The organism is Herbaspirillum sp. NPDC087042 (assembly GCF_044745245.1).
GTDB lineage: Bacteria > Pseudomonadota > Gammaproteobacteria > Burkholderiales > Burkholderiaceae_D > Herbaspirillum.
This window is the reverse complement of record NZ_JBIUZW010000015.1, coordinates 1-23,074: the sequence shown is the minus strand read 5'-3', so window position 1 is coordinate 23,074 and position 23,074 is coordinate 1. Positions and strand designations below refer to the sequence as shown.

General features: G+C 66.1%; 20 protein-coding genes. 11 read left to right on the top strand and 9 right to left on the bottom strand.

Going from position 1 to position 23,074, the window contains the following annotated elements:
- Positions 1-15: 15 nt before the first annotated feature.
- The 5 genes from ACIPHN_RS19315 to ACIPHN_RS19295 form a co-directional block, all read right to left on the bottom strand.
- Positions 16-978, bottom strand: coding sequence for an N-carbamoyl-D-amino-acid hydrolase (locus tag ACIPHN_RS19315; protein ID WP_400438793.1), 963 nt, complete (start codon positions 976-978; stop codon positions 16-18).
- Entirely contained in the window at positions 975-2,447 is a 1,473-nt protein-coding gene (hydA, locus tag ACIPHN_RS19310; RefSeq protein WP_400438791.1) for a dihydropyrimidinase, read from the bottom strand. Before hydA ends, ACIPHN_RS19315 begins: the two co-directional genes overlap by 4 nt.
- Before the next feature lie 25 nt (positions 2,448-2,472).
- Positions 2,473-3,252 carry an SDR family oxidoreductase gene (locus ACIPHN_RS19305; RefSeq protein ID WP_400438788.1) on the bottom strand — a complete coding sequence of 260 codons (780 nt, stop codon included), beginning with the start codon at positions 3,250-3,252 and terminating at the stop codon, positions 2,473-2,475.
- A 9-nt stretch (positions 3,253-3,261) separates the two neighbouring features.
- Positions 3,262-4,218 (bottom strand): dihydrodipicolinate synthase family protein, encoded by a 957-nt coding sequence (locus tag ACIPHN_RS19300; protein ID WP_400438785.1) that lies wholly within the window; start codon positions 4,216-4,218, stop codon positions 3,262-3,264.
- Between the two features lie 132 nt (positions 4,219-4,350).
- Positions 4,351-5,274, bottom strand: a complete 924-nt coding sequence (locus ACIPHN_RS19295) for a LysR substrate-binding domain-containing protein (RefSeq protein ID WP_400438783.1) — start codon at positions 5,272-5,274, stop codon at positions 4,351-4,353.
- Between the two features lie 113 nt (positions 5,275-5,387).
- Between ACIPHN_RS19295 and ACIPHN_RS19290 the strand changes: the two genes are divergently transcribed.
- Positions 5,388-6,074 (top strand): aspartate/glutamate racemase family protein, encoded by a 687-nt coding sequence (locus ACIPHN_RS19290; RefSeq protein ID WP_400438780.1) that lies wholly within the window; start codon positions 5,388-5,390, stop codon positions 6,072-6,074.
- A 1-nt stretch (position 6,075) separates the two neighbouring features.
- On the top strand, positions 6,076-7,491 hold the full coding sequence (locus ACIPHN_RS19285; RefSeq protein WP_400438777.1) for an FAD-binding oxidoreductase: 1,416 nt from the start codon (positions 6,076-6,078) through the stop codon (positions 7,489-7,491).
- Between the two features lie 29 nt (positions 7,492-7,520).
- Here ACIPHN_RS19285 and ACIPHN_RS19280 read toward each other — a convergent pair whose 3' ends face one another.
- Positions 7,521-8,282, bottom strand: coding sequence for a GntR family transcriptional regulator (locus tag ACIPHN_RS19280; RefSeq protein WP_400438775.1), 762 nt, complete (start codon positions 8,280-8,282; stop codon positions 7,521-7,523).
- A gap of 112 nt (positions 8,283-8,394) precedes the next feature.
- Here ACIPHN_RS19280 and ACIPHN_RS19275 point away from each other — a divergent pair, with 112 nt between their 5' ends.
- The 9 genes from ACIPHN_RS19275 (at position 8,395) to ACIPHN_RS19235 (ending at position 18,500) form a co-directional block, all read left to right on the top strand.
- Entirely contained in the window at positions 8,395-9,621 is a 1,227-nt protein-coding gene (locus tag ACIPHN_RS19275; protein ID WP_400438772.1) for a pyridoxal phosphate-dependent aminotransferase, read from the top strand.
- Positions 9,622-9,625: 4 nt separating this feature from the next.
- Complete coding sequence (gene pxpB / locus ACIPHN_RS19270) at positions 9,626-10,408, top strand: 5-oxoprolinase subunit PxpB (RefSeq protein ID WP_400438769.1); 783 nt, start codon at positions 9,626-9,628, stop codon at positions 10,406-10,408.
- The gene (locus ACIPHN_RS19265) at positions 10,405-11,430 is read left to right on the top strand and encodes a biotin-dependent carboxyltransferase family protein (protein ID WP_400438767.1); all 1,026 of its coding nucleotides are present in this window, start codon (positions 10,405-10,407) and stop codon (positions 11,428-11,430) included. Before pxpB ends, ACIPHN_RS19265 begins: the two co-directional genes overlap by 4 nt.
- A 25-nt stretch (positions 11,431-11,455) precedes the next feature.
- Positions 11,456-12,208: a LamB/YcsF family protein gene (locus ACIPHN_RS19260; RefSeq protein WP_400438764.1), complete on the top strand. Its 753-nt coding sequence runs from the start codon at positions 11,456-11,458 to the stop codon at positions 12,206-12,208.
- 44 nt (positions 12,209-12,252) lie between these two features.
- Entirely contained in the window at positions 12,253-13,848 is a 1,596-nt protein-coding gene (locus tag ACIPHN_RS19255; RefSeq protein ID WP_400438761.1) for an ABC transporter substrate-binding protein, read from the top strand.
- A gap of 94 nt (positions 13,849-13,942) precedes the next feature.
- Positions 13,943-14,929, top strand: coding sequence for an ABC transporter permease (locus ACIPHN_RS19250; protein ID WP_400438758.1), 987 nt, complete (start codon positions 13,943-13,945; stop codon positions 14,927-14,929).
- 13 nt (positions 14,930-14,942) lie between these two features.
- The gene (locus tag ACIPHN_RS19245; RefSeq protein WP_400438756.1) at positions 14,943-15,782 is read left to right on the top strand and encodes an ABC transporter permease; all 840 of its coding nucleotides are present in this window, start codon (positions 14,943-14,945) and stop codon (positions 15,780-15,782) included.
- Position 15,783: 1 nt separating this feature from the next.
- Positions 15,784-17,436, top strand: a complete 1,653-nt coding sequence (locus ACIPHN_RS19240) for an ABC transporter ATP-binding protein (RefSeq protein ID WP_400438753.1) — start codon at positions 15,784-15,786, stop codon at positions 17,434-17,436.
- An 83-nt stretch (positions 17,437-17,519) separates the two neighbouring features.
- Complete coding sequence (locus ACIPHN_RS19235; RefSeq protein ID WP_400438751.1) at positions 17,520-18,500, top strand: hydroxyacid dehydrogenase; 981 nt, start codon at positions 17,520-17,522, stop codon at positions 18,498-18,500.
- Positions 18,501-18,586: 86 nt separating this feature from the next.
- Here ACIPHN_RS19235 and lpdA read toward each other — a convergent pair whose 3' ends face one another.
- The 3 genes from lpdA to ACIPHN_RS19220 form a co-directional block, all read right to left on the bottom strand.
- Positions 18,587-20,368, bottom strand: a complete 1,782-nt coding sequence (gene lpdA / locus ACIPHN_RS19230; RefSeq protein WP_400438748.1) for a dihydrolipoyl dehydrogenase — start codon at positions 20,366-20,368, stop codon at positions 18,587-18,589.
- Positions 20,369-20,410: 42 nt separating this feature from the next.
- Positions 20,411-22,060: a dihydrolipoyllysine-residue acetyltransferase gene (gene aceF, locus ACIPHN_RS19225; protein ID WP_400438745.1), complete on the bottom strand. Its 1,650-nt coding sequence runs from the start codon at positions 22,058-22,060 to the stop codon at positions 20,411-20,413.
- Between the two features lie 190 nt (positions 22,061-22,250).
- Positions 22,251-23,072, bottom strand: a complete 822-nt coding sequence (locus ACIPHN_RS19220) for a transketolase-like TK C-terminal-containing protein (RefSeq protein WP_400438742.1) — start codon at positions 23,070-23,072, stop codon at positions 22,251-22,253.
- Positions 23,073-23,074 lie beyond the last annotated feature (2 nt).

Below are 23,074 nucleotides of genomic sequence, written 5' to 3'. Positions count from 1 at the left end.
GATCAATTGGAAAGTTCAGGTGGACAGTTCGGACGGCGCCAGCGGTGCGCCGGCGCCGGTGCGCTCGACGATCAGGCGGTAGTGCTCGGGACGACGGTGCTTGGCGAAATTGAAGACGTGTTCCAGGAAGGTCTCGCCCAGGCCCAGGTCGCAATTGGCGAAAATGACCTCATCCTCTTCACCCTGCGCCTGCGCCACGATCTCGCCGGACGGCGCGACGATGGCCGAGCCACCGATCATGTGGAAGCCATCCTCGAAGCCGCACTTGGCCGCCGCCGCGACCCACAGGCCGTTCTGGTAGGCATTGGCCTGCAGCGACAGCAGGTGGTGGAACATGCGCAGGTGCGGCGGCTCGTTCCAGTGGATGTTCCAGGACGGCGTGTTGTAACCCAGCGTGACGATGCGCGCGCTCTGCAGGCTCATGACGCGATAGGTCTCGGGCCAGCGGCGGTCATTGCACAGGCACTGGCCGATGCGGGTCCCCAGCATGTCGGCCACGCCAAAGCCATCGTTGCCGACCTCGAAGTACTTCTTCTCCAGATGCTGGAACGGCGCCTCGGGCTTGTGATCGCTATGGCCCGGCAGGTGGATCTTGCGATAGCGCGCCACGATCTTGGCCTTGTCATCGACCAGGATGGCAGTGTTGTAGTGATGGCCGTCGGGCGTCAGTTCGGCATAGCCGAGATAGAAGCCGATGCCCAGTTGCGCCGCCAGCTCGAACAGCGGGCGGGTCTGCGGCCCGGGCATCTCGGATTCGAAGAAGCGCGCATCGACCTCGGCCTGGTCGTCCATCCAGTAACGCGGGAAGAAGGTGGTCAGCGCCAGTTCGGGGAAGACCACCATCTTCGCGCCGCGCGAGGCGGCTTCGCGCATCATCTCCAGCAGGCGGCGCACCACGCTGGCACGATCCTCGGCCAGCTGTACCGGCCCCATCTGCGCCACGGCCAGGCCGAAGCGTTTGTCCTTGCTTGCGTTCATTGCTGCTCCCATGCTTTTCCCTTGAGGCCGAGCAAGCCCGGCAGATTGCTGCGTGACGGCCGTTGCGCGATGCTGGCCGGTTCCGGGCATTGGCGGACGATGAAGCGTCCCGACCCGCGTTGCACCTTCAGTTCGCCATCGCTGACCACGACCCGGCCGCGACTGGTCACCACTTCCGGCCAGCCCTTGATCTGGCGACCTTCGTAGGGGGTGTAGCCGACGTTGTCGTGCAGCAGGCTGGCGCTGATGGTGGTCTCGCGTTCGGGGTTCCAGATCACCAGGTCGGCATCCAGCCCCTCGGCGATGTTGCCCTTGCAGTGCGACAGGCCATACATGTGGGCGTGGTTGGTGGCGGTCAGGCGCACGAACTCATGGATGTCGATGCGCCCGCCCAGCACGCCTTCGGAAAACAGCAGCGGCAGGCGCAGTTCGATGCCGGGCACGCCATTGGCCATTTCCTTGAAGGTGGTGTCTTCGCCGCGCGGAAGCTTGCCGCTCTCGTCGAAGCGGTAGGGCGCGTGGTCCGAGGAATACATGCCCAGCGTGCCATCCTTGAGGCCCTCCCACACCGCCTCTTGCGCGTTGGCATCGCGCGGTGGCGGACTGCAGCAATACTTGGCGCCTTCCACGCCGGGCAGGTCGATATCCTCGGCGGTCAGGAACAGGTATTGCGGGCAGCTCTCGGCGTAGATCTGCGCCCCCAGCAGCTTGGCGTTGCGGATGGTCTGCACCGTCTCGGCGCCGGCCACGTGCACGATCAGCACCGGCACGCCGATCAGCCGCGACAGTGCGATGGCGCGATTACTGGCTTCGGCTTCGGCCAGCGGGTCGTGCGCCACCGCATGGAACTTCGGTGCGGTGTGCCCCTGGTCCAGCAGGCGCGAAGCGATCCAGCGGATCATGTCGTGGTTCTCGGCATGGATCATCAGCAGCGCGCCCTCGCGCCCGGCTAGCGCCATCACGTCCAGCAACTGGTAGTCGTCCAGCTTCAGGGCGTTGTAGGTCATGTAGACCTTCAGCGAGGTGATGCCGTCGCGGATGGCTTGCGGCAGGTCATGCTGCAGGGCCTGCTCATCGGGATCGGCCAGGATCAGGTGGAAACCATAGTCGATCACCGCCTTTTCCCGGGCGCGCTGCGCGTAATCGGCAATCACGTCGGGGATGCGCTTGCCGCGATGCTGGGCGGCGAAGGGGATGATGGTGGTGGTGCCGCCGAAGGCGGCCGACACCGTGCCCGAATAGAAATCGTCGGCGCACATCATGCCCATGCCCGAGAGCTGCTCGATGTGGCAATGGCTGTCGATGCCGCCGGGCAGCACCCAGCGGCCGGCAGCGTCGATGTCTTCGCGTCCGGCGGGAAGGTTCGGAGCGATGCGTGCGATCACGCCGTCCTTCACGCCGATGTCGGCCACGAAGGTCTCGCGATCGGTGGAGATACGGCCGTTGCGGATGGTGAGGTCGAAGTCCATGGTGCTCCAGTCTGTCTCGGTGGAATCAGAAGGTTCCCGGGTAGGCGCCGCCGTCCATCAGCAGGTTCTGCCCCGTCACGAAGCCGGCCTGGGCGCTGCACAGCCAGGCGCAGGCATCGCCGAATTCGGCAGGCTGGCCAAAGCGGCCGGCCGGATTGGCGGCGCGACGTGCGGCCAGGATCTGCTCGGGCGTCTTGTCGGTACCGCGTGCGCTGGCCGCCGCCGTGGTCAGCAGGCGCTCGGTCTCGAAGGGGCCGGGCAAGAGGTTGTTGATGGTGACGTTGTGCGCCACGGTCTTGCGTGCCAGGCCAGCGACGAAACCGGTCAGCCCGGAACGCGCGCCGTTGGACAGGCCCAGCACATCGATGGGCGCCTTCACGGCACCGGAGGTGATGTTGACGATGCGACCGAAGCCGCGCTTCATCATGCCATCCACGGTGGCCTTGATGAGCTCGATGGGGGTCAGCATGTTGGCATCCACCGCGGCGATCCAGTCATCGCGCGACCATTCGCGGAAGTCGCCCGGCTTGGGGCCGCCTGCATTGGTGATGAGGATGTCCGGGTCGGGACAGGCCGCCAGCGCCAGGGCGCGGCCCTCGGGCGTGGTGATGTCGCCGACCACGGTGGTGATGGTGGCACCGGTGGTCTCACGCAGATGGCGCGCCGCGGCTTCCAGTACGTCGGCGCCGCGCGCGGTCATGGTCACGGCCACGCCTTCACGCGCCAGCGAAGTGGCGCAGGCCAGGCCCAGGCCCTTGCTGGAGGCGCATACCAGGGCGCGGCGACCGGAGATGGACAGGTCCATGTGATCCCCTTATTCGATCACCAGCGCGCCGCGCTGGCTCAGGTCCAGGCCCACGCGGGCGATCACCGCTTCCAGCTCGCGCTCGGTCTCGGGATCGATGCGCATGCCCGGCGAGCGGATGGCGTCGCTGGAGATCACGCCGCGCTTGCGGTAGACATACTTGCGCAGCGACAGGCCGATCTTGGGCTGGAACTCGTAGCGGATCAGCGGGCAATACTTGTCGAAGGTGGCTGCCGCGCCGGCCAGGTCGCCGGCAGCGAACTTGTCATAGATGCGCACCAGGATCTCGGGGAAGGCAAAGCCGGTCATGGTGCCGACGGCACCGCGTTGCAGCTCTTCCAGGAAGTACACGCCACCCAGGCCACCGAAGATGCGCATGGATTCACCGGCCAGGTCACGGATGCGGCTGATCTTCTGGCCCACCGGCGGCTCTTCCATCTTGATGAAGTTGACGCCGCCTTCGCGACCCAGGCGCGCAATCACCTCGGCCTTGATCTCGGTGCCGAAGGAATCGGGGAAGTCATGGATCACCACCGGGATCGCCAGCGCGGCGGCCAGCGACTGGTAGTAATCGAACTGCACGGCGTCCGACGCATTGTCCAGGGGCGCGGCGAACACGGCGGCGGCGCCCACCTCGGCGGCCTCGGTGGCCTGCTCGATGGCACCGGCCAGGCCCAGCGCGCGCACGCCCACCCACACCGGCACGCGGCCCGCCGCGCACTGGACGAAGGTGGCGGTCACGGCACGGCGTTCGGCATTGGAGAGCTTGTGGGCTTCACCCAGGAAACCCAGGATGGCCAGGCCGGACACACCGGCCTGGATCTGGAACTCCACCAGGGTGGAAATGCTGCCCAGGTCCAGCGAGCCATCGGCATGGAAAGGCGTGGGGCAGATCGTGTAGACGCCGCGGGCCGTGGCCAGCGAGGAGGAAGATGAAGAAGATGAGGAAGAGGACGAGTTCGACATGCGCGACTTTCCGTAGACAAAGGGTGGAAGCGAGGCCCCGATCACAGAAGGGGCGGGACAAGATGGAAACGATTGTCGGGGAGCCCCCTGCCCTTGTCGCTTACCTTTTTGTGCGCACGCCTTAACGTCGTGTTATGCACTCCCCTCCTGCGGCACCCCATAGCCCTGCACCTGCACCAGTTGCTGCAGTTGCGCGATGAAGGCCTGGGTCAGTTGCGAGAGCGGTTCGGTGCGCACATGCACCAGGTTGGCCCGCAGGATCGGTGCGCGCGCCACCGGACGCACCACCATCTGGCTGGTGCCGGCCCAGCTGCGCACCGAGAATTCATCGACCAGCGCCACCCCGGCGCCCATCTGCACCAGCGAACAGGCGTTCTGGGGCGAGCCCACTTCCATGATGGGGCGCAGCGGCTCTTCCTCGGCCTGGTAGAAACGTCCGACGATGCCGCCAAAGGGCGAGTCGCGGTTGTAGGAAATCATCGGGAAGGCACGCAGGTCAGCCAGGGTCAGGGTGCCGCGCCGGGTCAGCTCGTGGTTGTAAGGCAGCACGCACACCAGCCGGTTGCTGCACAGGGGCGTGACCTCCAGGCTGGGATGCTCCATGGGCAGGATGATGATGCCCAGGTCGGCCTGGCGCGCCAGCAGCCGGTCCTTGAGATAGCCGTAGTTGAGACAGTGGAAGGTCAGCTTGACGTCGGGATGGCGATTGCGGAACAGCGCAATGGCCTGCGGGATCAGCATCTGTCCGATGCTGGGACTGGAGACGATGTTGAGGATGCCGCTGCGGTTTTCCGACAGGTCGGTGGCCAGCTCGTTGACCCGCTGCACGGCCTGGTAGACGTGCTCCACTTCATGGAACAGCTTCTTGGCCTCGGGCGTGGCATAGAGCCGGCCCTTGATGCGTTCGAACAGGGCGAAGCCGACCCGTTGCTCGGTGTGCGACAGCAGCCGGCTCACCGCGGGCTGGGAGACGAACAGCAGTTGCGAAGCGCCGCTGATGGAGCCGGTCGTCATGACCGCACGGAATACCTCGATCTGGCGCAGGTTCAGTGCCATATGTCCTCGTCGCGCATAACAGCATGTTAAGGGGAACCGACAAATGAGCAAGGAGCATGCCCGTCGGCCTGGGTTACAGTCCTTGCATCCGCTCCCACTAGCGAAAGCCCCTCATGTCCCACGCCCCGGCCGACGGCCAGACCCTCTTCGTCATCAATCCCAATAGTACGGCGGCCGTCACGCACGGCATCGATACCGCCATGGCGCCCATGCGCATGGCCGGCGGCCCTGCCATCGAATGCCTGTCGCTGCCCTCCGGTCCGCCCGGCATCCAGACCCAGCAGGACGTGGACAGCGTGGCGCCGCAACTGGTGTCGCTGGCGCGCTCGCTGCGTGCGCGCGCGGCCGGCTTCGTCATCGCCTGTTATTCCGATCCCGGCCTGCATGCGGTGCGCGAGGCCATGGACGTGCCGGTGCTGGGCATCATGGAAAGCGGCGTGCTGACCGCGTTGACGCTGGGCCAGCGCTTCGGCGTCATCGCCATCCTGCAGGGCTCGATCGCACGTCACCTGCGCGCCTATGGTGCCATGGGTGTGCAGTCGCGCCTGGCTGGTGAGCTGGCCATCGGCCTGAACGTCACCGAACTGGCGCAGTACGAACGCACGCTGGCGCGCATGAGCGAGGTCGGTCGCCGGCTGCGCGATGAACAAGGGGCCGACGTCATCGTCATGGGCTGCGCCGGCATGGCCGCCTATCGCGAACCCTTGCAACAGGCGCTGGGCATGCCGGTGGTCGAGCCCAGCCAGGCTGCGGTGGCGATGGCCATCGGCCGCATCAAGATGAATTGGCATGGAGCATGACATGAGCGAGAACACCCAGGAACTGATCGAACGACTGCGCGCCATCGTGGGCGATGCCGGACTGGTCACCGGTAGCGAAGAACAAGCCCCCTATCTCAAGGATTGGCTGGGCAAATGGCAAGGCCGCGTGACCGTGGTGGTGCGTCCGGCCGATACCGCCCAGACCGCCGAGGTCGTTCGGCTGTGCCACCTGACCCACACGCCCCTCGTCACCCAGGGCGGCAATACCGGCATGAGTGGCGGCGCCACGCCCGACGACAGCGGCGCCCAGGTGATCCTCTCGACCACGCGCATGAACCGCATCCGTGACGTCGATCCCATCAACAACACCATGACGGTCGATGCTGGCGTGATCCTGGCGCATGCGCAGGAAGCCGCACGCGCGGCCGGCCGTTACTTCCCCCTGAGCCTGGGCGCGGAAGGCAGCTGCACGGTCGGTGGCAACCTCGCCACCAATGCGGGCGGCATCGCGGTGCTGCGCTTTGGCAATATGCGCGAACTGGCGCTGGGGCTGGAAGTGGTGCTACCCGATGGCCGCATCTGGAACGGCTTGCGTGGCCTGCGCAAGGACAACACCGGCTACGACCTGCGCGATCTCTTCATCGGCTCCGAAGGCACGCTGGGGGTGATCACCGGCGCGGTGCTCAAGCTCTTCTCGCAGCCCCATGCCCGCGCCACCGCCTGGGTCGGTGCCGACTCGCTGCCGCAACTGGCCGAGCTGCTGGCGCGCACCCGCGCACGCTGCGGCGACCGGCTGGTGGCCTTTGAAATGATGTCGGCGGCGTCGCTGGCGCTGGTGCTGGCACATGTCACCGAGACCCGCGCACCGCTGGCGCAGCCGGCCGCCTACAACGCACTGATCGAACTGGCCGATACCGAAGACCTGGGCCTGCAGGCCATGCTGGAAGATGTGCTCGGCCAGGCACTGGAAGACCAACTGGTGGGGGATGCCATGTTCTGCACCAGCGGCACGCAATCGGCCGCCTTGTGGAAACTGCGTGAAGGCATCTCGCAGGCGCAGGTGCGCGCCGGCAAGGTCATCAAGCACGACATCGCCCTGCCGATCTCGGCCATCGCGCCCTTCGTGGAACGCGCCGAGGCCGCCATCGCGGGCTGTGGCCTGGCCGCCGAAATCATCAACTTCGGTCACCTGGGCGATGGCAACCTGCACTTCAATGTGATGATCCCGCTGTCCTCCAGCTACGACGAGGTCAAGGCTGCCACGCTGCTGCTGAACCGGCTGGTCCACGACCTGGTCACCGACATGAATGGCAGCATCAGTGCCGAGCATGGCGTGGGGCAATTGCGACGCGACGAACTGCGCCACTACAAGGCACCGCTGGAGATGGAACTGATGTTGCGCATCAAGCAGGCCTTCGACCCCAACCTGATCATGAATCCGGGCAAGCTGCTCTGAGTCTGCCCCGCTGATCCGGCCAGGCCCGTCTAGCCCAACAGCTTGTCGATGATGGCCTGGCGGATGTTGTCGATGTGACGGGCGGTGGCCGCTGCGGCGGCCACGCCATCGCCCTGCTCCAGCGCCTCCAGGATGGCCAGGTGCTCCAGGCAGGTGGGATGGGCGCGGTTGTCCATGCGCTTGAGCGAGAACATGCGCGTCTTGCGGCGCAGTTCCAGGATCATCCCGGCCAGCAGCTGGTTGTCGCAATGATCGGTGATGAGGCCGTGCAGGCGGCCATCGAGTCGTTGATGTTCGGGATCGGCGGCATCGTCGCGCTGCATCAGCGCATCGATGCGCGCACGCAGCTCGGTGGCCACACCGGCTGGCAACTTGCCGGCGGCGCGGGCGGCAGCGTCGGACTCCAGCAGTCGGCGCACGTGCAGCACTTCCATGATTTCCTGCACCGTGACCAGGCGCACATAGAGCCGGCCATTGCCCTTGCGCTCCAGCACGCGTTCGCCTTCCAGCCTGTGCATGGCCTCGCGCAGGGGCGTGCGTGAAATGCCCAGGCGCCCTGCCAGGGCGCGTTCCTGCACTGCTTCACCCTGCTTGAGTTCACGCGACAGGATCAGGTCCACCAGGGCTTCATAGGCTTGCAGGCCGAGGCTGGGCCCGCCCGCTTCGGCCAGGCCTGCGGACTGCGCCGCCGCGTCGAGAGAAAGCGCCTCCAGCCCCGCTGGGGTATCGGTCTCGGTATCGATCTCGGCGGGGACGCTGGCGGTGGCGGACATGTCGTGGCGGGCATTCATGATGGAGCGATTCTAACCGAAAGATTTCAGGTGTTTGGCACGAGTATTGCTTGCATACGAGTGGTATACCAATTGTATTTCATTTAAGGCCAGCGTCTTCCTTCTTTTTATCATGAGCACACCAGATCCTTCGCAACGCCTCTCCAGCCGCCTGGCCCAGGCCCGTCCCTCGGCCACCGGTGCCGCCTCCGAAGCCGCACGCCGCCTGATTGCACAAGGCCGCCAGGTCATCAGCCTGGCCGAGGGAGAACTGGACTTCGACACCCCCGCCCATATCCAGCGCGCGGCCATCGCCGCCATCGAAGGCGGCGCCACCCGCTATACCTCGGTGGGTGGCACCGCCGCCCTGAAAGCGGCCATCGTCGCCAAGTTCGCGCGCGACAACCAGCTGAGCTACCAGAGCAGCGAAGTAATCGCCGCCACCGGCGCCAAGCAGATCCTCTTCAATGCCCTGCTGGCGACCGTGGACAGCGGCGATGAAGTGATCATGGCTGCACCGTATTGGGTGTCGTACTCCGAAATGGTGCGCATCGCCGGTGGCGAGCCGGTCATCCTGGCCACCTCGCCGGAGGCCGATTTCAAGCTCACGCCGCAACAACTGCAGGCCGCCATCACCCCGCAGACGCGCTGGCTGATGCTCAACTCGCCCTGCAATCCCTCGGGCGCGCTCTACAGCGCCGATGAACTGCGCGCGCTGGCCGAGGTGCTGCGGCCGCATCCGCAGATCCTGGTGCTGGCCGATGACATCTACGAGGCCATCGTCTTCGAAGGCCGCTTCTCGACCTTCGCCGAGGCGGCGCCCGAACTGTTCTCCCGCACCCTCACCGTCAATGGTGTCTCCAAATCGCACGCCATGACCGGCTGGCGCCTGGGCTATGCGGGCGGGCCCGCCTGGCTGATCCGCGCACTCGAACTGCTGCAGTCGCAAAGCACCAGCAACCCCAGCTCGATCAGCCAGGCGGCTGCATTGGCGGCGCTGGAAGGCCCGCAGGATTTCCTCGATGGCTGGCGCCAGCGCCTGCGCACGCGGCGCGACCTGGCCCTGTCCATTTTGGCCGATGCTACCCCCTGGCTGCGCCTGCGCCGCCCCGCCGCCGCGTTCTACCTGTATGCCGATTGCCATGCCGCGCTGGGTGCACGCACGCCGCAAGGGCAGGTATTGCAGGATGACTGGGCGCTGGCCTCCTGGCTGCTGCAAGAGGCTGGCGTCTCGGTGGTGCCCGGCAGCGCCTTCGGCATGCCTGGCTACCTGCGCCTGGCCTATGCCACCGATGACGAACGCCTGGCCCGGGCCTGCCGGCAGATCGTGGCGGCCTGCCAAAGCCTGCGCAAGGAATAAGACCATGGCTGCCCTCCTGCGCTGCGACGCCCCCCCCTATGCCATCACTACCGGCCGCGTGCCGGCAGCGGCACTGCCGGCCTTCGACTGGCAGGTCGAACCGGTGGGCGAACGTTGCGTGCTGGTACGCGTGGGCCCGGCCGTCGGCGTCGAGACCAGCCGCATCGTCCATGCCGTGGCAGCCGTCTTACACGAAGGCCTAGGGGATTCGGTACTGGACGTAGTATCCGCCTTCACCACCGTGGCCATCCATTTCCGTCCGGCGGATTTCCCGCGTCGCGCGGGCGCCGCCACGACCCAGCTCGCGCGCCAGGTGCAGCGTCTGCTGGGACGTGGCGTGCCGGCCACCACGGGTGCCGGCCGCATCATCGAGATACCGGCCTGCTACGGCGGCGACCATGGTCCCGATCTGGTGGAAGTGGCGCGCCGCTGCAAGCTCACGCCCCAGCAACTGATCGCGCTGCATAGCCGCCAGCCGCTGACGGTGTATGCCTTCTTCTTCTCACCCGGCAATCCCTTCGCCGGACCGCTCGATGCACTACAGGACCTGCCCCGCCGCAGCACGCCGCGCACCCTGGTGCCGGCCGGCTCGGTGGGGGTGGCCAGCGGCATCACCTCGATCTACCAGAATGCCTCGCCGGGCGGCTGGAACATCATCGCCCGCACACCGCTGAGCCTGTTCGACCGCCATGCCTCGCCGCCCACGCGCATGCAACCCGGCGACCTGATCCACTTCCGGCCGATCACGCCGGAGCAGTTCGCGCAATGGCCGGAGGCACGCCCATGAACCAGATGCATATCGACCGTGCCGGCATGGCCTGCACGCTGCAGGACCTGGGGCGCTATGGATTCCAGCAGTACGGCGTGCCAGTCAATGGCCCCATGGATGAATGGGCGCATCGTGCCGCCAACGCGCTGGTGGGCAATGACGAGCAGGCCGCCGTGCTGGAATGCACGCTGACCGGCCCGGCTTTCCACTTCGGCCAGGACACCCTGCTGGCCCTGACCGGGGCCGACCTGCGCGCCACCGTCAATGGCCAGCCCTTGCCGCGCCACCGTGCCGTGATGGTGCGCCGGCAGGCGCGCATCGAACTGCAGGGCGCCGCCAGCGGCGCTCGGGCCTATCTGGCGGTGCGCGGCGGCTTTGCGACCGAGCCCGTCATGGGCAGCCGCAGCACTTACGTGCGCGGTCACTTCGGCGGCCTCGATGGTCGCGCCCTGCAACGCGGCGACCGGCTGCCGGTGACCGCACGCGCCCCCGGCAGTGAACCACTGGCGCTGGCACGCACGCTGGTCTCCAGCGGGCTGGACATGGTGGCCGCCGCCATCCCTGACGGCGCCACCACGCACTGGGCCACGCCGCTGCCCCTGCACGAGGATGGCGCACTGAGGTTGCGCTGCATCCCCGGCCCGCACTGGCGCGCCTTCAGCGAGGTTGCCCGCGCCGCCTTCTCCGGCCAGCGCTGGCAGATCTCGGCGCAATCGGATCGCATGGGCTATCGCCTGGAAGGCCAGGCCCTGGACAAACCCGATCTGCCGGAAATGATTTCCGAAGCCACCGCCTTCGGCACCGTGCAAGTGCCCGCCGCGGGCCAACCCATCGTGCTGATGGCCGACCGCCAGAGCGCCGGTGGCTATCCCAAGATCGCCTATGTCTGCGCCGCCGACCTGCCGCTGCTGGCCCAGGCCGCACCGGGCGCCGCGTTGCGCTTTGTCGTGCAGAGCCAGACCCAGGCCGAAAAGCTGTGGCTGCAATGCGAAGACCACCTGCACACCCTGCGCCAGTCAGCCCTGCGCTGCCTGGCCTGAACCGATACCCCTGAGAGGACACCACATGCCAAGCATCGATATCAACTGTGACATGGGCGAGAGCTTCGGCGCCTGGACCATGGGCGCCGACGCAGCCATCATGCCCCACATCAGTTCGGCCAACATCGCCTGCGGCTTCCATGCCGGCGACCCCGGCGTGATGCTGGCCACCGTGCAGCTGGCGCTGCGCCACGGCGTGGCCCTGGGTGCCCATCCCGGCCTGCCCGACCTGCAAGGCTTCGGCCGCCGCGACATGGCCATGACACCGGCCGAGGTCTATGCCCTGGTGGTCTACCAGGTCGGTGCACTGCAAGCCATCGCCGCCACCCAGGGCGCACGCCTGCACCACGTCAAGACCCACGGCGCGCTCTACGGCATGACCGGCCGCAGCCGCGCGCTGGCCGATGCGGTGGCGCAGGCGGTGCATGACATCGACCCGACCCTGCAGGTCTACGTGGCCAACCGCCACATGACCGACGCCACCCTGGCACTGGGCCTCAAAGCCATCTACGAAGTCTATGCCGACCGCAGCTACCAGGACGACGCCACGCTGACCCCGCGCTCGCAACCCCACGCCATGATCGAAGACCCGGCGCTGGCCACCGCCCAGGTGCGCCAGATGGTGCTGCAGGGCAGCGTGCGTGCGCTCTCCGGCCGCGACATCGCCATCCGCGCCGACACCCTGTGCGTGCACGGCGACCAGCCCGGCGCCACCCTCTTCGCCCAGCAGATCGGCGCGGCCCTGCGCGCCGACGGCATCACCATCGCCGCGACCTGATCCAACCCTCCTCGATTGACCACCGACCCAGAAAGGCCAGACCCATGCTTGCTCGCATCGCCCTTCCCTCCCGCCGTGCCATCGCCCTCGCCGTTGCCGCCGTCTCGCTCGGCCTGTGCGCGCTCGGTTCCTCCCAGGCCCAGGCGCAGACGCGCGGTGGTACCCTGCGCGCCATCGTGCAACCGGAGCCGCCCCTGCTGATGCTGGGCCTGAACCAGCAGATCCCCACCCAGTACGTCGCCGGCAAGATCTACGAGAGCCTGCTGACCTGGTCGCCCGAGCTGCAGCCGCAACCGGGCCTGGCCAAGAGCTGGGAGATTTCCAAGGATGGCAAGACCTACACCTTCACCCTGCAAAGCGGCGTGAAGTGGCATGACGGCAAGCCCTTCTCGGCCGATGACGTGGTCTTCAGCATCGACAAGTTCCTGCGCGAAGTGCATCCGCGTGCGCGCGTGATCATCAACCAGTTCGTGGCCTCGGTGAAGGCACTCTCGCCGACCCGCGTGGAGATCAAACTCAAGGAACCGTTCGCGCCCTTCCTGAAGGCCTTCGTCAGCGACAACATGCCCATCGTGCCCAAGCACATCTATGACGGCACCGACTACAAGAACAACCCGGCCAACCAGACCCCGATCGGCACCGGCCCCTTCAAGTTCAAGGAGTGGAAGAAGGGTTCCTACATCATCCTCACCCGCAACCCCGACTACTGGCAGGCCGGCAAGCCCTACCTCGACGAGATCGTCTTCAACGTCATCCCCGATGCGGCCTCGCGCGCCGTGGCCTTCGAGCGCGGCGACGTGCAGGTATTGCGCAGCGGCGATGCCGACAACGTCGACATCAAGCGCCTGAAGGCGCTGCCGGGCGTGCAGTACACCACCAAGGGCTGGGAGATGTTCGCGCAGCAGTCCTACATCCAGATGAACCAGCGCAAGCCGCCCTTCGACAACGTCAAGGTACGCCAGGCAGTGATGGCGGCGATCAATCGCAAGTTCGTGGTCGACAACATCTTCTTCGGCCTGGGCAAGATCGCCACCGGCCCGATCTCCTCGCATACGCCCTTCTATAGCGCCGACGTGCCGGCCTACAGCTTCGACCTGAAGAAGGCCCGCGCGCTCATCAAGGAGTCCGGCGTGGACGTGGGCAAGACGCCGGTGAAGATCCTCTCCTATCCCTATGGCGCGGCCTGGGACCGCCTGGCCGAATACACCCGCCAGAGCCTGGAGCAGATCGGCTTCAAGGTGGAGATCGAATCGGCCGATGCCGGCACCTGGTCCAAGCGGGTCTCGGACTTCGACTTCGACCTGACCTTCAGCTTCACCTCGCAATACGGTGACCCGGCGCTGGGGGTGTCGCGCCTGTACCTGAGCCGCAATATCGTCAAGGGCTCGGCCTTCGTGAACAACCAGGGCTACCAGAACGCCGCCGCAGATGCCCTGTGGGATCAGGCTGCCTCGGCCACCTCCGAGCAGGAGCGCGCCAAGCTGTATGCCGCCATCCAGAAGACGCTGGTGGAAGAAGTCGCCAATGGCTACCTGTTCGAGCTGGAAAACCCGACGCTCTACAGCGGCAAGGTGCACAACCTGGTGAAGACGGCCATCGGTCTGAACGACACCTTCGCCGACGTCTACCTCGACAAGTAAGCAGTAGCAAGTCCAGGCAAGCCGGCCAGGCACATCGCCTGGCCATTCTGGCCCTGCCTCCCGAGACGGAGGCGGGGCCGCTACGGAGTCCCGCATGAAGTCCTTCAAGTTCCTGTTGGCGCGCCTGTCCAAGGCCGTCGTGGTAGTGCTGGGTGTGGTGGTGATCAACTTCCTGTTGATCCGCATGGCCCCCGGTGACCCGGCCAGCGTACTGGCCGGCGAGGCCGGCTCGTCCGACCCCGCCTATGTGGCGCAGCTGCGCCATGAATTCGGCCTCGACCAGCCGCTCTATGTGCAGCTGGGAACCTATCTCAAGGGGGTGGCCCGGCTCGACCTGGGTTATTCCTATCGCGAGCGGCTGCCGGTACTGGACCTGATCCTGGACCGCCTGCCGGCCACGCTGCTGCTGATGGGTTGTGCCTTCGTCTTCTCGATCGTGCTGGGTGTGCTGCTGGGCGTGGTGGCCTCACGCGCCCGCTATGCCGGCCGGCGCCGCTGGCTCGACAGCGTCATCATGAGCCTGGCGCTGCTGATCTATGCCACGCCGCAATTCTGGCTGGCCCTGATCGCCATCATTTTCTTCTCGCTGAACCTGGGCTGGCTGCCGCCCTTCGGCATGGAAACCGTCGGCGCCCACCTCGCCGGCTGGGATCGCCTCCGTGACGTGGCCGCCCACCTGGTACTGCCCACCGTCTCGCTGGGCTGCTTCTTCATGGCGGTGTATGCGCGACTCACGCGGGCCTCCATGCTGGAAGTGCTGGGCATGGACTTCATCAAGACCGCCCGCGCCAAGGGCGTGCCCACCGCCGAGATCGTGCGCCGCCATGCCTTGCGCAATGCCCTGCTGCCGGTGGTGACCTTCGCCGGCATCCAGCTCGGCCAGCTGGCCGGCGGCGCGGTGCTGACCGAGACGGTATTCGGCTGGCCCGGCATCGGCCGCCTGATGTTCGATGCGCTGATGCAGCGCGACTACCAGCTCATGCTGGGCGTGTTCCTGATGACCTCGGTGATGGTGGTGCTGTTCAACCTGCTCACCGATCTCGTGTACCGCTTCATCGATCCCCGCATTGCCGGACACTGAAAGGAAAACCGTCATGCTTCTCTTCCTGCGACGCTTCTGCGCCAACCGTGGCGCGCTGGCCGGTGCGATCCTGCTCCTGCTGGTGCTGGTAGTGGCCTGCCTGGCTTCGGTCTGGTACGAAGACTCTCCCTGGTCGATGGTGGCGCAGCCGCTGCTGGCTCCCTTCACCGATCCCGCCTATCCGCTTGGCACCGACATGCTGGGCCGCGACCTGGCCGCCGGGCTGGCCTATGGTGCGCGCGTGTCGCTGCTCATCGGCCTGGTCTCGACGCTGGTGGCAGTGGGCATCGGTATCGTCGTGGGTGCGCTGGCCGGCTACAACGGCGGCCGCACCGACGACCTGCTGATGCGCTGTACCGAGTTCTTCCAGACCATCCCGCAACTGGCCATGGCGATGGTGCTGGTGGCCATCTTCAAGCCCTCGCTGGTGTCCATCGTGGGCGCCATCGCCATGGTGTCGTGGCCGCCGGTGGCGCGGCTGGTGCGCTCGGAATTCATGAGCCTCAAGGAGCGCGAATTCGTGCAGGCCGCCATCGTCATCGGCCAGACCCCGATGCGCATCATCGTGACCCAGATCCTGCCCAATGCCGCCTCACCGATCATCGTCACGGCCTCGCTGATGACTGCCACAGCCATCCTGACCGAGTCGGCCCTGTCCTTCCTGGGACTGGGCGACCGCAACCTGATGAGCTGGGGCTACATCATCGGCGCCTCGCGCACCATGCTGCGCGAAGCCCCCATGATGAGCCTGTGGCCGGGGCTGGCGATCATGCTGACCGTGCTCTCCATCAACCTCATCGGCGAAGGTCTCAACGATGCCCTCAACCCGCAACTGCGCAAGCGCGGAGAATGACATGGATGCCTCCACCGTCCCCCTGCTGTCCATCCGCAACCTCAGCATCGCCCTGCCCCGTGGCGGTGACCGTCCTTACGCGGTGCGCGATATTTCCTATGACATCCATGCCGGCGAGATCGTCTGCATCGTCGGTGAATCGGGCTCGGGCAAGTCCATGAGCGCCAACGCCATCATGGGCCTGCTGCCGGCTTACCTGCAGCCGCAGCAGGGCAGCATCCTGCTCGATGGCAAGAACCTGCTGGAGCAGGACGAGGATGCCCTGCGCGCCATGCGCGGACGCGAGATGGCGATGATCTTCCAGGAACCGCTGTCGGCCCTCAATCCCCTCATGACGGTCGGCGACCAGATCGCCGAGGTGATGCGTGTGCACCAGCGCTACAGTGCGCAGGAGCGCGAGCAGCGCGTGCTGGACCTGCTGCGCTTCGTCGACCTGCCCGATCCGCAAAGCCTGCGCCACAGCTACCCGTTCCGCCTCTCCGGCGGCCAGCGCCAGCGCGTGATGATCGCCATGGCGCTGGTGCTGGAACCACGCCTGCTGATCGCCGACGAACCCACCACCGCGCTGGACGTGACCACGCAGGCGCAGATCCTGGCGCTGATCGCACGCATCCAGAAGGACCGTGGCATGGGCGTGATGTTCGTCACCCACGACTTCGGCGTGGTGGCCGAGATCGCCGACCGCGTCATCGTCATGGAAAAGGGCGAGCTGGTCGAACAAGGTAGCGTGGACCAGGTACTCAATCGTCCGCGCCACCCCTATACGCGACGCCTGATCGCCTCGGTGCCGGGCCAGCAGAAGGCCGCGGCCATTGGTACCAGCGAGCACATCCGCCAGGTCGCCGACAAGCCGCTGCTGCAGGTCGAGGGGCTGAAGAAGACCTATGCCACCGGTGGCAGCCTGTGGGGCAAGAAGCGCGTGGTCCATGCCGTCGATGGCGTGAGCTTCTCGGTGCAGCGTGGCCAGACGCTGGGCGTGGTGGGTGAATCCGGCTCGGGCAAGTCCACCATCGGCAAGTGCCTGCTCAAGCTGACCCGCATCGATGGCGGCCGCATCCTGTTCCAGGGCGAGGATATCGCGCCCTGGTCGGAAACCCGCTTCCGCGCCAAGCGGGCGGACATCCAGATGATCTTCCAGGATCCCTTCGCCTCGCTCAACCCGCGCCACACCATCGGCCGCATCCTGTGCGACGGTCCCATGGCCGCCGGCGTGCCGCGTCGCGAAGCCGAACGACGTGCGCGCGAGCTGCTGGCCCTGGTGGAACTGGAGGCCTCGGCCTTCGACCGCTACCCGGCCGAGTTTTCCGGCGGCCAGCGCCAGCGCGTGGGCATTGCGCGCGCCCTGGCGATGGAACCGCAGCTGATCGTGGCCGATGAATCGGTCTCGGCGCTGGACGTCTCGGTACAGGCCCAGGTGCTCAAGCTGCTGCGCCAGTTGCAGCAACGCCTGGGCATCGCCCTGGTCTTCATCACCCACGACCTGCGGGTGGCGGCGCAGATCTGCGACAAGCTCATCGTCATGCATCGCGGCCGCATCGTCGAGGAAGGCCCGCCTGAGCAGTTGTTCGAAGCCCCCCGCCACGACTACACCCGCGCCCTGATCGCCGCCATGCCCGGCGCGCACTGGGATCCGGCGCAGGCGCTGCTGGCCTGATCCACCTGTCTTCCCTCTTGCCACGCCTGCCCTGCTCCCGTGGGAGAGGGCGTGGTTTTTTCTGCTGAAAGGAATGTCCCGTCATGGCGCTGTGCGTGATCGCCCAACCCATCCACCCCGTCGGCAGCGAGCTGCTGCGCGCTGCGGGAATCACGGTATTGCAATCGGCTGGCCCGGATGCACTGGCCGCCGAAGTCGCCCGGGCCGACGCCGCCATCGTGCGCGACGGCCTGAATGTGGCCCAGCTCGATGGGGCCACGCGCCTGCTGCTGGTGGCCAACCATGGCACCGGCACCGACAAGATCGCCGTCGCCCACGCGCACCAGCTGGGCATTGCGGTAAGCAATACGCCGCTGGCCAATGTGCGTGCCGTGGCCGAGCACACCCTTTACCTGATGCTTGCCGCGGCCCACCAGGCGGTCAGCGCCGATGCGGCCACGCGGACCGGCAACTGGCGCTTCAAGTACGACAGCCGCAGCGTCTCCCTGTATGGCAAGACGCTGGGCATCGTCGGCTTCGGCCGCATCGGCGAGCTGCTCTGCGAGATGGCCGGACGCGGACTGGGCATGCGCGTGCTGGTATGGTCGCCCCGCGCCGACCCGGCCGCCATCCATGCCGCCGGTGCGCAGGCAGCCGGGTCGCTGGCGCAGTTGCTGGGCCAGTCCGATGTGGTCAGCCTGCATCGGCCCTTGCGTAGCGATACCGCCCATACCATCAACGTCGAGACGCTGGCGCAGATGAAGACCGATGCCATCCTGGTCAACACCTCGCGTGGCGGCCTGATCGACGAAACGGCACTGGTGCAGGCCTTGCGCGAGGGACGCATCGGTGGCGCCGGACTGGACGTGTTCGAACAGGAGCCGCTGTCGCCCAGCTCACCGCTGGCGGCCTTGCCCAATGTGGTGCTCTCGCCGCACATCGCCGGTTCCTCGCAGGAGGCGCTGCGGGCCACCGCGACCCAGTGTGCCGAACAGGTCATCGCGGCCCTGTCGGGACGGCAGCCGGATAATCTGCTCGATCCTTCGGTGTGGGGACGTCGGCCTGTTTGCTCTGCGGCTTCCTAGCAGAAGTACCGGGACGAAAAAAAACGGCGAACCCCAAGGTTCGCCGTTCTTCATGACAGCGCGCTGCGCACGCGCTGGCTTCGTGCTTACTTCTTGCGCTGCGGCGGCAAGTCCGTGCAATGGCCTTCGGCCACTTCGGCGGCCATGCCCAGCGATTCGCCCAGGGTCGGGTGCGGGTGGATGGTCTTGCCGATATCCACTGCGTCCGCGCCCATCTCGATGGCCAGCGCCACTTCGCCGATCATGTCGCCGGCATGGGTGCCGACGATGCCGCCGCCGATCACGCGATGCGTTTCAGCGTCGAAGAGCAGCTTGGTGAAACCTTCCGAACGGCCATTGGCCACGGCACGACCGGAGGCGGCCCACGGGAAGTGGCCCTTCTCGATCTTGATGCCCTTTGCCTTGGCTTCGTCTTCGGTTACGCCGACCCATGCCACTTCCGGATCGGTGTAGGCCACCGACGGGATCACGCTGGCGTCGAAGAAGCTCTTCTCGCCGGCAATCGCTTCGGCGGCTACGTGGCCTTCATGCACGGCTTTGTGCGCCAGCATGGGCTGGCCCACCAGGTCGCCGATGGCGTAGATGTGCGGCACGTTGGTGCGCATCTGCTTGTCCACAGGGATGAAACCGCGGTCACCCACGATCACACCCGCCTTGTCGGCCGAGACCTTCTTGCCGTTGGGGCTGCGGCCCACGGCCACCAGCACCAGATCGTACAGTTGCGGCTCGGGGGCAGTGGCACCGGCTTCGGCGGCTTCGAAGCTGACCTTGATGCCTTCGGCCAGGGCTTCCACGGCCACCGTCTTGGTCTTGACCATGACGTTGTCGAAGCGCTTCTCGTTGAACTTCTGCCAGACCTTGACCATGTCGCGGTCGGCGCCTTGCATCAGGCCGTCCATCATCTCGACCACGTCGATGCGTGCGCCCAGGGTGGAATAGACGGTGGCCATTTCCAGGCCGATGATGCCGCCACCGATGACCAGCATGCGCTTGGGCACCTGGCGCAGTTCCAGCGCGCCGGTCGAATCGACGATGCGCGGGTCCTGCGGTACGAAGGGCAGGTTCACCACCGAGGAACCGGCGGCGATGATGGCGTGCTTGAACTGCACGACCTTCTTGCTGCCATCGGCTGCGGTGACTTCGATGTGGTTGGGGCCGGCGAACTGGCCGTCACCATTGACCACCGCCACCTTGCGGGCCTTGGCCATGCCGGCCAGGCCACCGGTCATGGTGCCGATGACCTTGTCCTTGTAGCCGCGCAGCTTGTCGATGTCGATCTCGGGCTTGCCGAAGGTGACGCCGTGCGAGGCCATGGCGGCGGTCTCGTCGATCACGGCGGCCACGTGCAGCAGTGCCTTGGAGGGGATGCAACCGACGTTGAGGCAGACGCCACCCAGGGTGGCTTCGCGCTCGACGATGACGGTGTTCAGGCCGAGGTCGGCAGCACGGAAAGCAGCCGAATAGCCACCAGGGCCACCGCCCAGCACCATGACATCGCACTGCACGTCGGCGCTGCCGCCGAAGCTGGCGGCGGCCGGTGCTGCGGCCGGCGCAGCCGCTGCCGCTGCTGGAGCAGGCGCAGCAGCCGGTGCCGGTGCAGCGGCCGGGGCCGGCGCTGCGGCAGCTTCACCGCTGGCTTCCACCAGCAGCAGCAGCGAGCCTTCGGCGACCTTGTCACCGACCTTGACCTTGATTTCCTTGACCACGCCGGCCGAGGAGGACGGGATTTCCATGCTGGCCTTGTCGGATTCGACGGTGATCAGGGACTGATCGACCTTGATGGTGTCGCCGACCTTGACCATCACCTCGATGACTTCGACTTCCTTGAAATCCCCGATATCGGGGACCTTGACTTCAGAGAGACTCATTGTCCTGGCTCCGTAATGTTCTGTGGTTCGCTCGTGGCTGTCTTACAGCAGCGACTTGCGCAGGTCACCCAGCACCTCGGCCAGATAGGCCGAGAAGCGTGCGCCCATGGCGCCGTCGATGACGCGGTGGTCATAGGACAGCGAAGTCGGCAGCATCAGGCGCGGGGCGAACTGCTTGCCGTCCCACACCGGCTTGATGAGCGACTTGGACAGGCCCAGGATCGCCACTTCCGGCGCATTGATGATGGGCGTGAAGGCGGTGCCGCCAATGCCACCCAGCGAGGAAATGGTGAAGGTCGCACCCTGCATGTCGGCCGGCTTCAACTTGCCGTCGCGGGCTTGTGCGGACAGCTCGCCCATTTCGATGGCGATCTGGCCGATGCTCTTCTGGTCGGCGTTCTTGATGACCGGAACCACCAGGCCATTCGGCGTATCGGCGGCGAAACCGATGTTGTAGAACTTCTTCAGGATCAGGTTCTCGCCCTTGGCATCCAGCGAGGAATTGAAGGCCGGGAACTTCTTCAGTGCCGAGACGCTGGCCTTGATCACGAAGGCCAGCATGGTCAGCTTGACCGGCGACTTGGACTTGGCGAAGGCATCGTTGGAGGTCTTGCGGAATTCTTCCAGCTCGGTGACATCGGCTTCGTCGAACTGCGTCACGTGCGGGATCATCACCCAGTTGCGATGCAGGTTGGGGCCGCTGATCTTCTTGATGCGCGACAGCGCCTGCAACTCGGTCTCGCCGAACTTGCTGAAGTCCAGCGACGGCCACGGCAGCAGGTTCATGCCGGCGCCGCAGCCATTGGTGGCGGGTGCGGCGGCCACCGAGGTGGAACCGGCCATGACGCCCTTGACGAAGTTCTGTACGTCGATCTGCAGGATACGGCCCTTGGGACCGGTGGCCGGCACGCGCGACAGATCCACGCCCAGTTCGCGGGCGAACTTGCGCACGGACGGCGATGCGTGGGCCTTGCCGCCGGCGCTGGTGGCCGAGGCGGTGGCAATGGCCGCGGCCGGGGCAGCTGCGGCTGCAGCAGCCACAGGCGCGGCGGCAGGTGCAGCGGCGGCCGGAGCAGCGGCCGGAGCCGCCGCAACGGGCGCGCCACCGACGGCTTCGATGGTGGCGATGATGCTGCCCTTGGCGACCTTGTCACCCAGCTTGACCTTGAGTGCCGTGATCACGCCGGCGTGGCTGGAGGGGATCTCCATGCTGGCCTTGTCGGATTCGACGGTCAACAGCGACTGCTCGGCCTTGACGGTATCGCCGACCTTGACCATCACTTCGATGACTTCGACTTCCTTGAAGTCGCCGATGTCGGGGACTTCGATCTCGACGGTGCCACCGGACGCAGCCGGCGCTGCAGCGGGGGCCGGCGCCGATGCCTGGGCGGCTGCGGGGGCAGCTGCTGCTGCCTGCGGCGCGGGGGCGGCGGCCGGTGCAGCTGCGCCGGCGCCATCGGCCTCGACGATCACCAGCAGCGAACCTTCGGCGATCTTGTCACCGACCTTGACCTTGATTTCCTTGACCACGCCGGCCGAGGAGGACGGGATTTCCATGCTGGCCTTGTCGGATTCGACGGTGATCAGCGACTGATCGACCTTGATGGTATCGCCGACCTTGACCATCACCTCAATGACTTCGACTTCTTTGAAATCGCCGATGTCCGGGACTTTTACTTCGACTTGACTCATCTGATGCGCTCCGTTGTTCTGTTCCCTGGCACGAGGCCGGGAGGGGTATTCGCAGTAGGAAAGGTGTGCCGCACGGCCATTGCATCTTAAGCGATCTGGCGACGGCCCTTCCCGTTTTTATGGCAGGTGCCAGACACGACACATCCCCGCGATCAGCAGGCTGAGGCGGGGATGGTCGGTCATGCAGTCCTTACACGGTCACCGGGTTCGGCTTGCTGGGATCAATGCCGTACTTGGCGATGGCCTGGGCCACCACTTCCGGCTTGATCTTGCCTTCGTCGGCCAGCGACTTCAGGGCGGCCACGGTGACAAAGTAACGGTTCACCTCGAAGAACTCGCGCAGCTTGGCACGGGTATCCGAACGGCCGTAGCCGTCGGTGCCCAGCACCTTGTAGGAGCGGCCCTTCGGCACGAAGGCGCGGACCTGCTCGGCGTAGGTGCGCATGTAGTCGGTGGAGACCACGATGGGGCCGTCGGTGCCTTCCAGCGATTGCTCGAAGTAGCTCTTCTTGGCGGTATCGGCCGGGTGCAGCATGTTCCAGCGTTCCACGTCCTGGCCGTCACGCGCCAGCAGGGTGAAGGACGGTGCCGACCAGACATCGGCGTCGACCTTCCAGTCCTCGCGCAGCAGGTCGGCGGCGGCGATGACTTCGCGCAGGATGGTGCCCGAACCCAGCAGTTGCACGCGCAGCTTGTTTTCCTTGCCGCCTTCGTTCAACAGGTACAGGCCCTTCAGGATGCCCTCTTCCTGGCCCGGCTTGATGCCCGGATGGCCGTAGTTCTCGTTCATCACGGTGATGTAGTAGAACACGTCTTCCTGGTTGGCCACCATGCGGCGCAGGCCGTCATGGATGATCACGGCGACTTCGTGGGCGAAGGTCGGGTCGTAGGGGATGCAGTTCGGGATGGCCGAGGCGAACATTTGTGTTTTTGAGTGTTTTTGCTTTATGCGTTGTTGTTTGTAGTTGTTACTGTGGTCGTTGGATCTGATCTGGTATGCGTTTGTGCGCATGT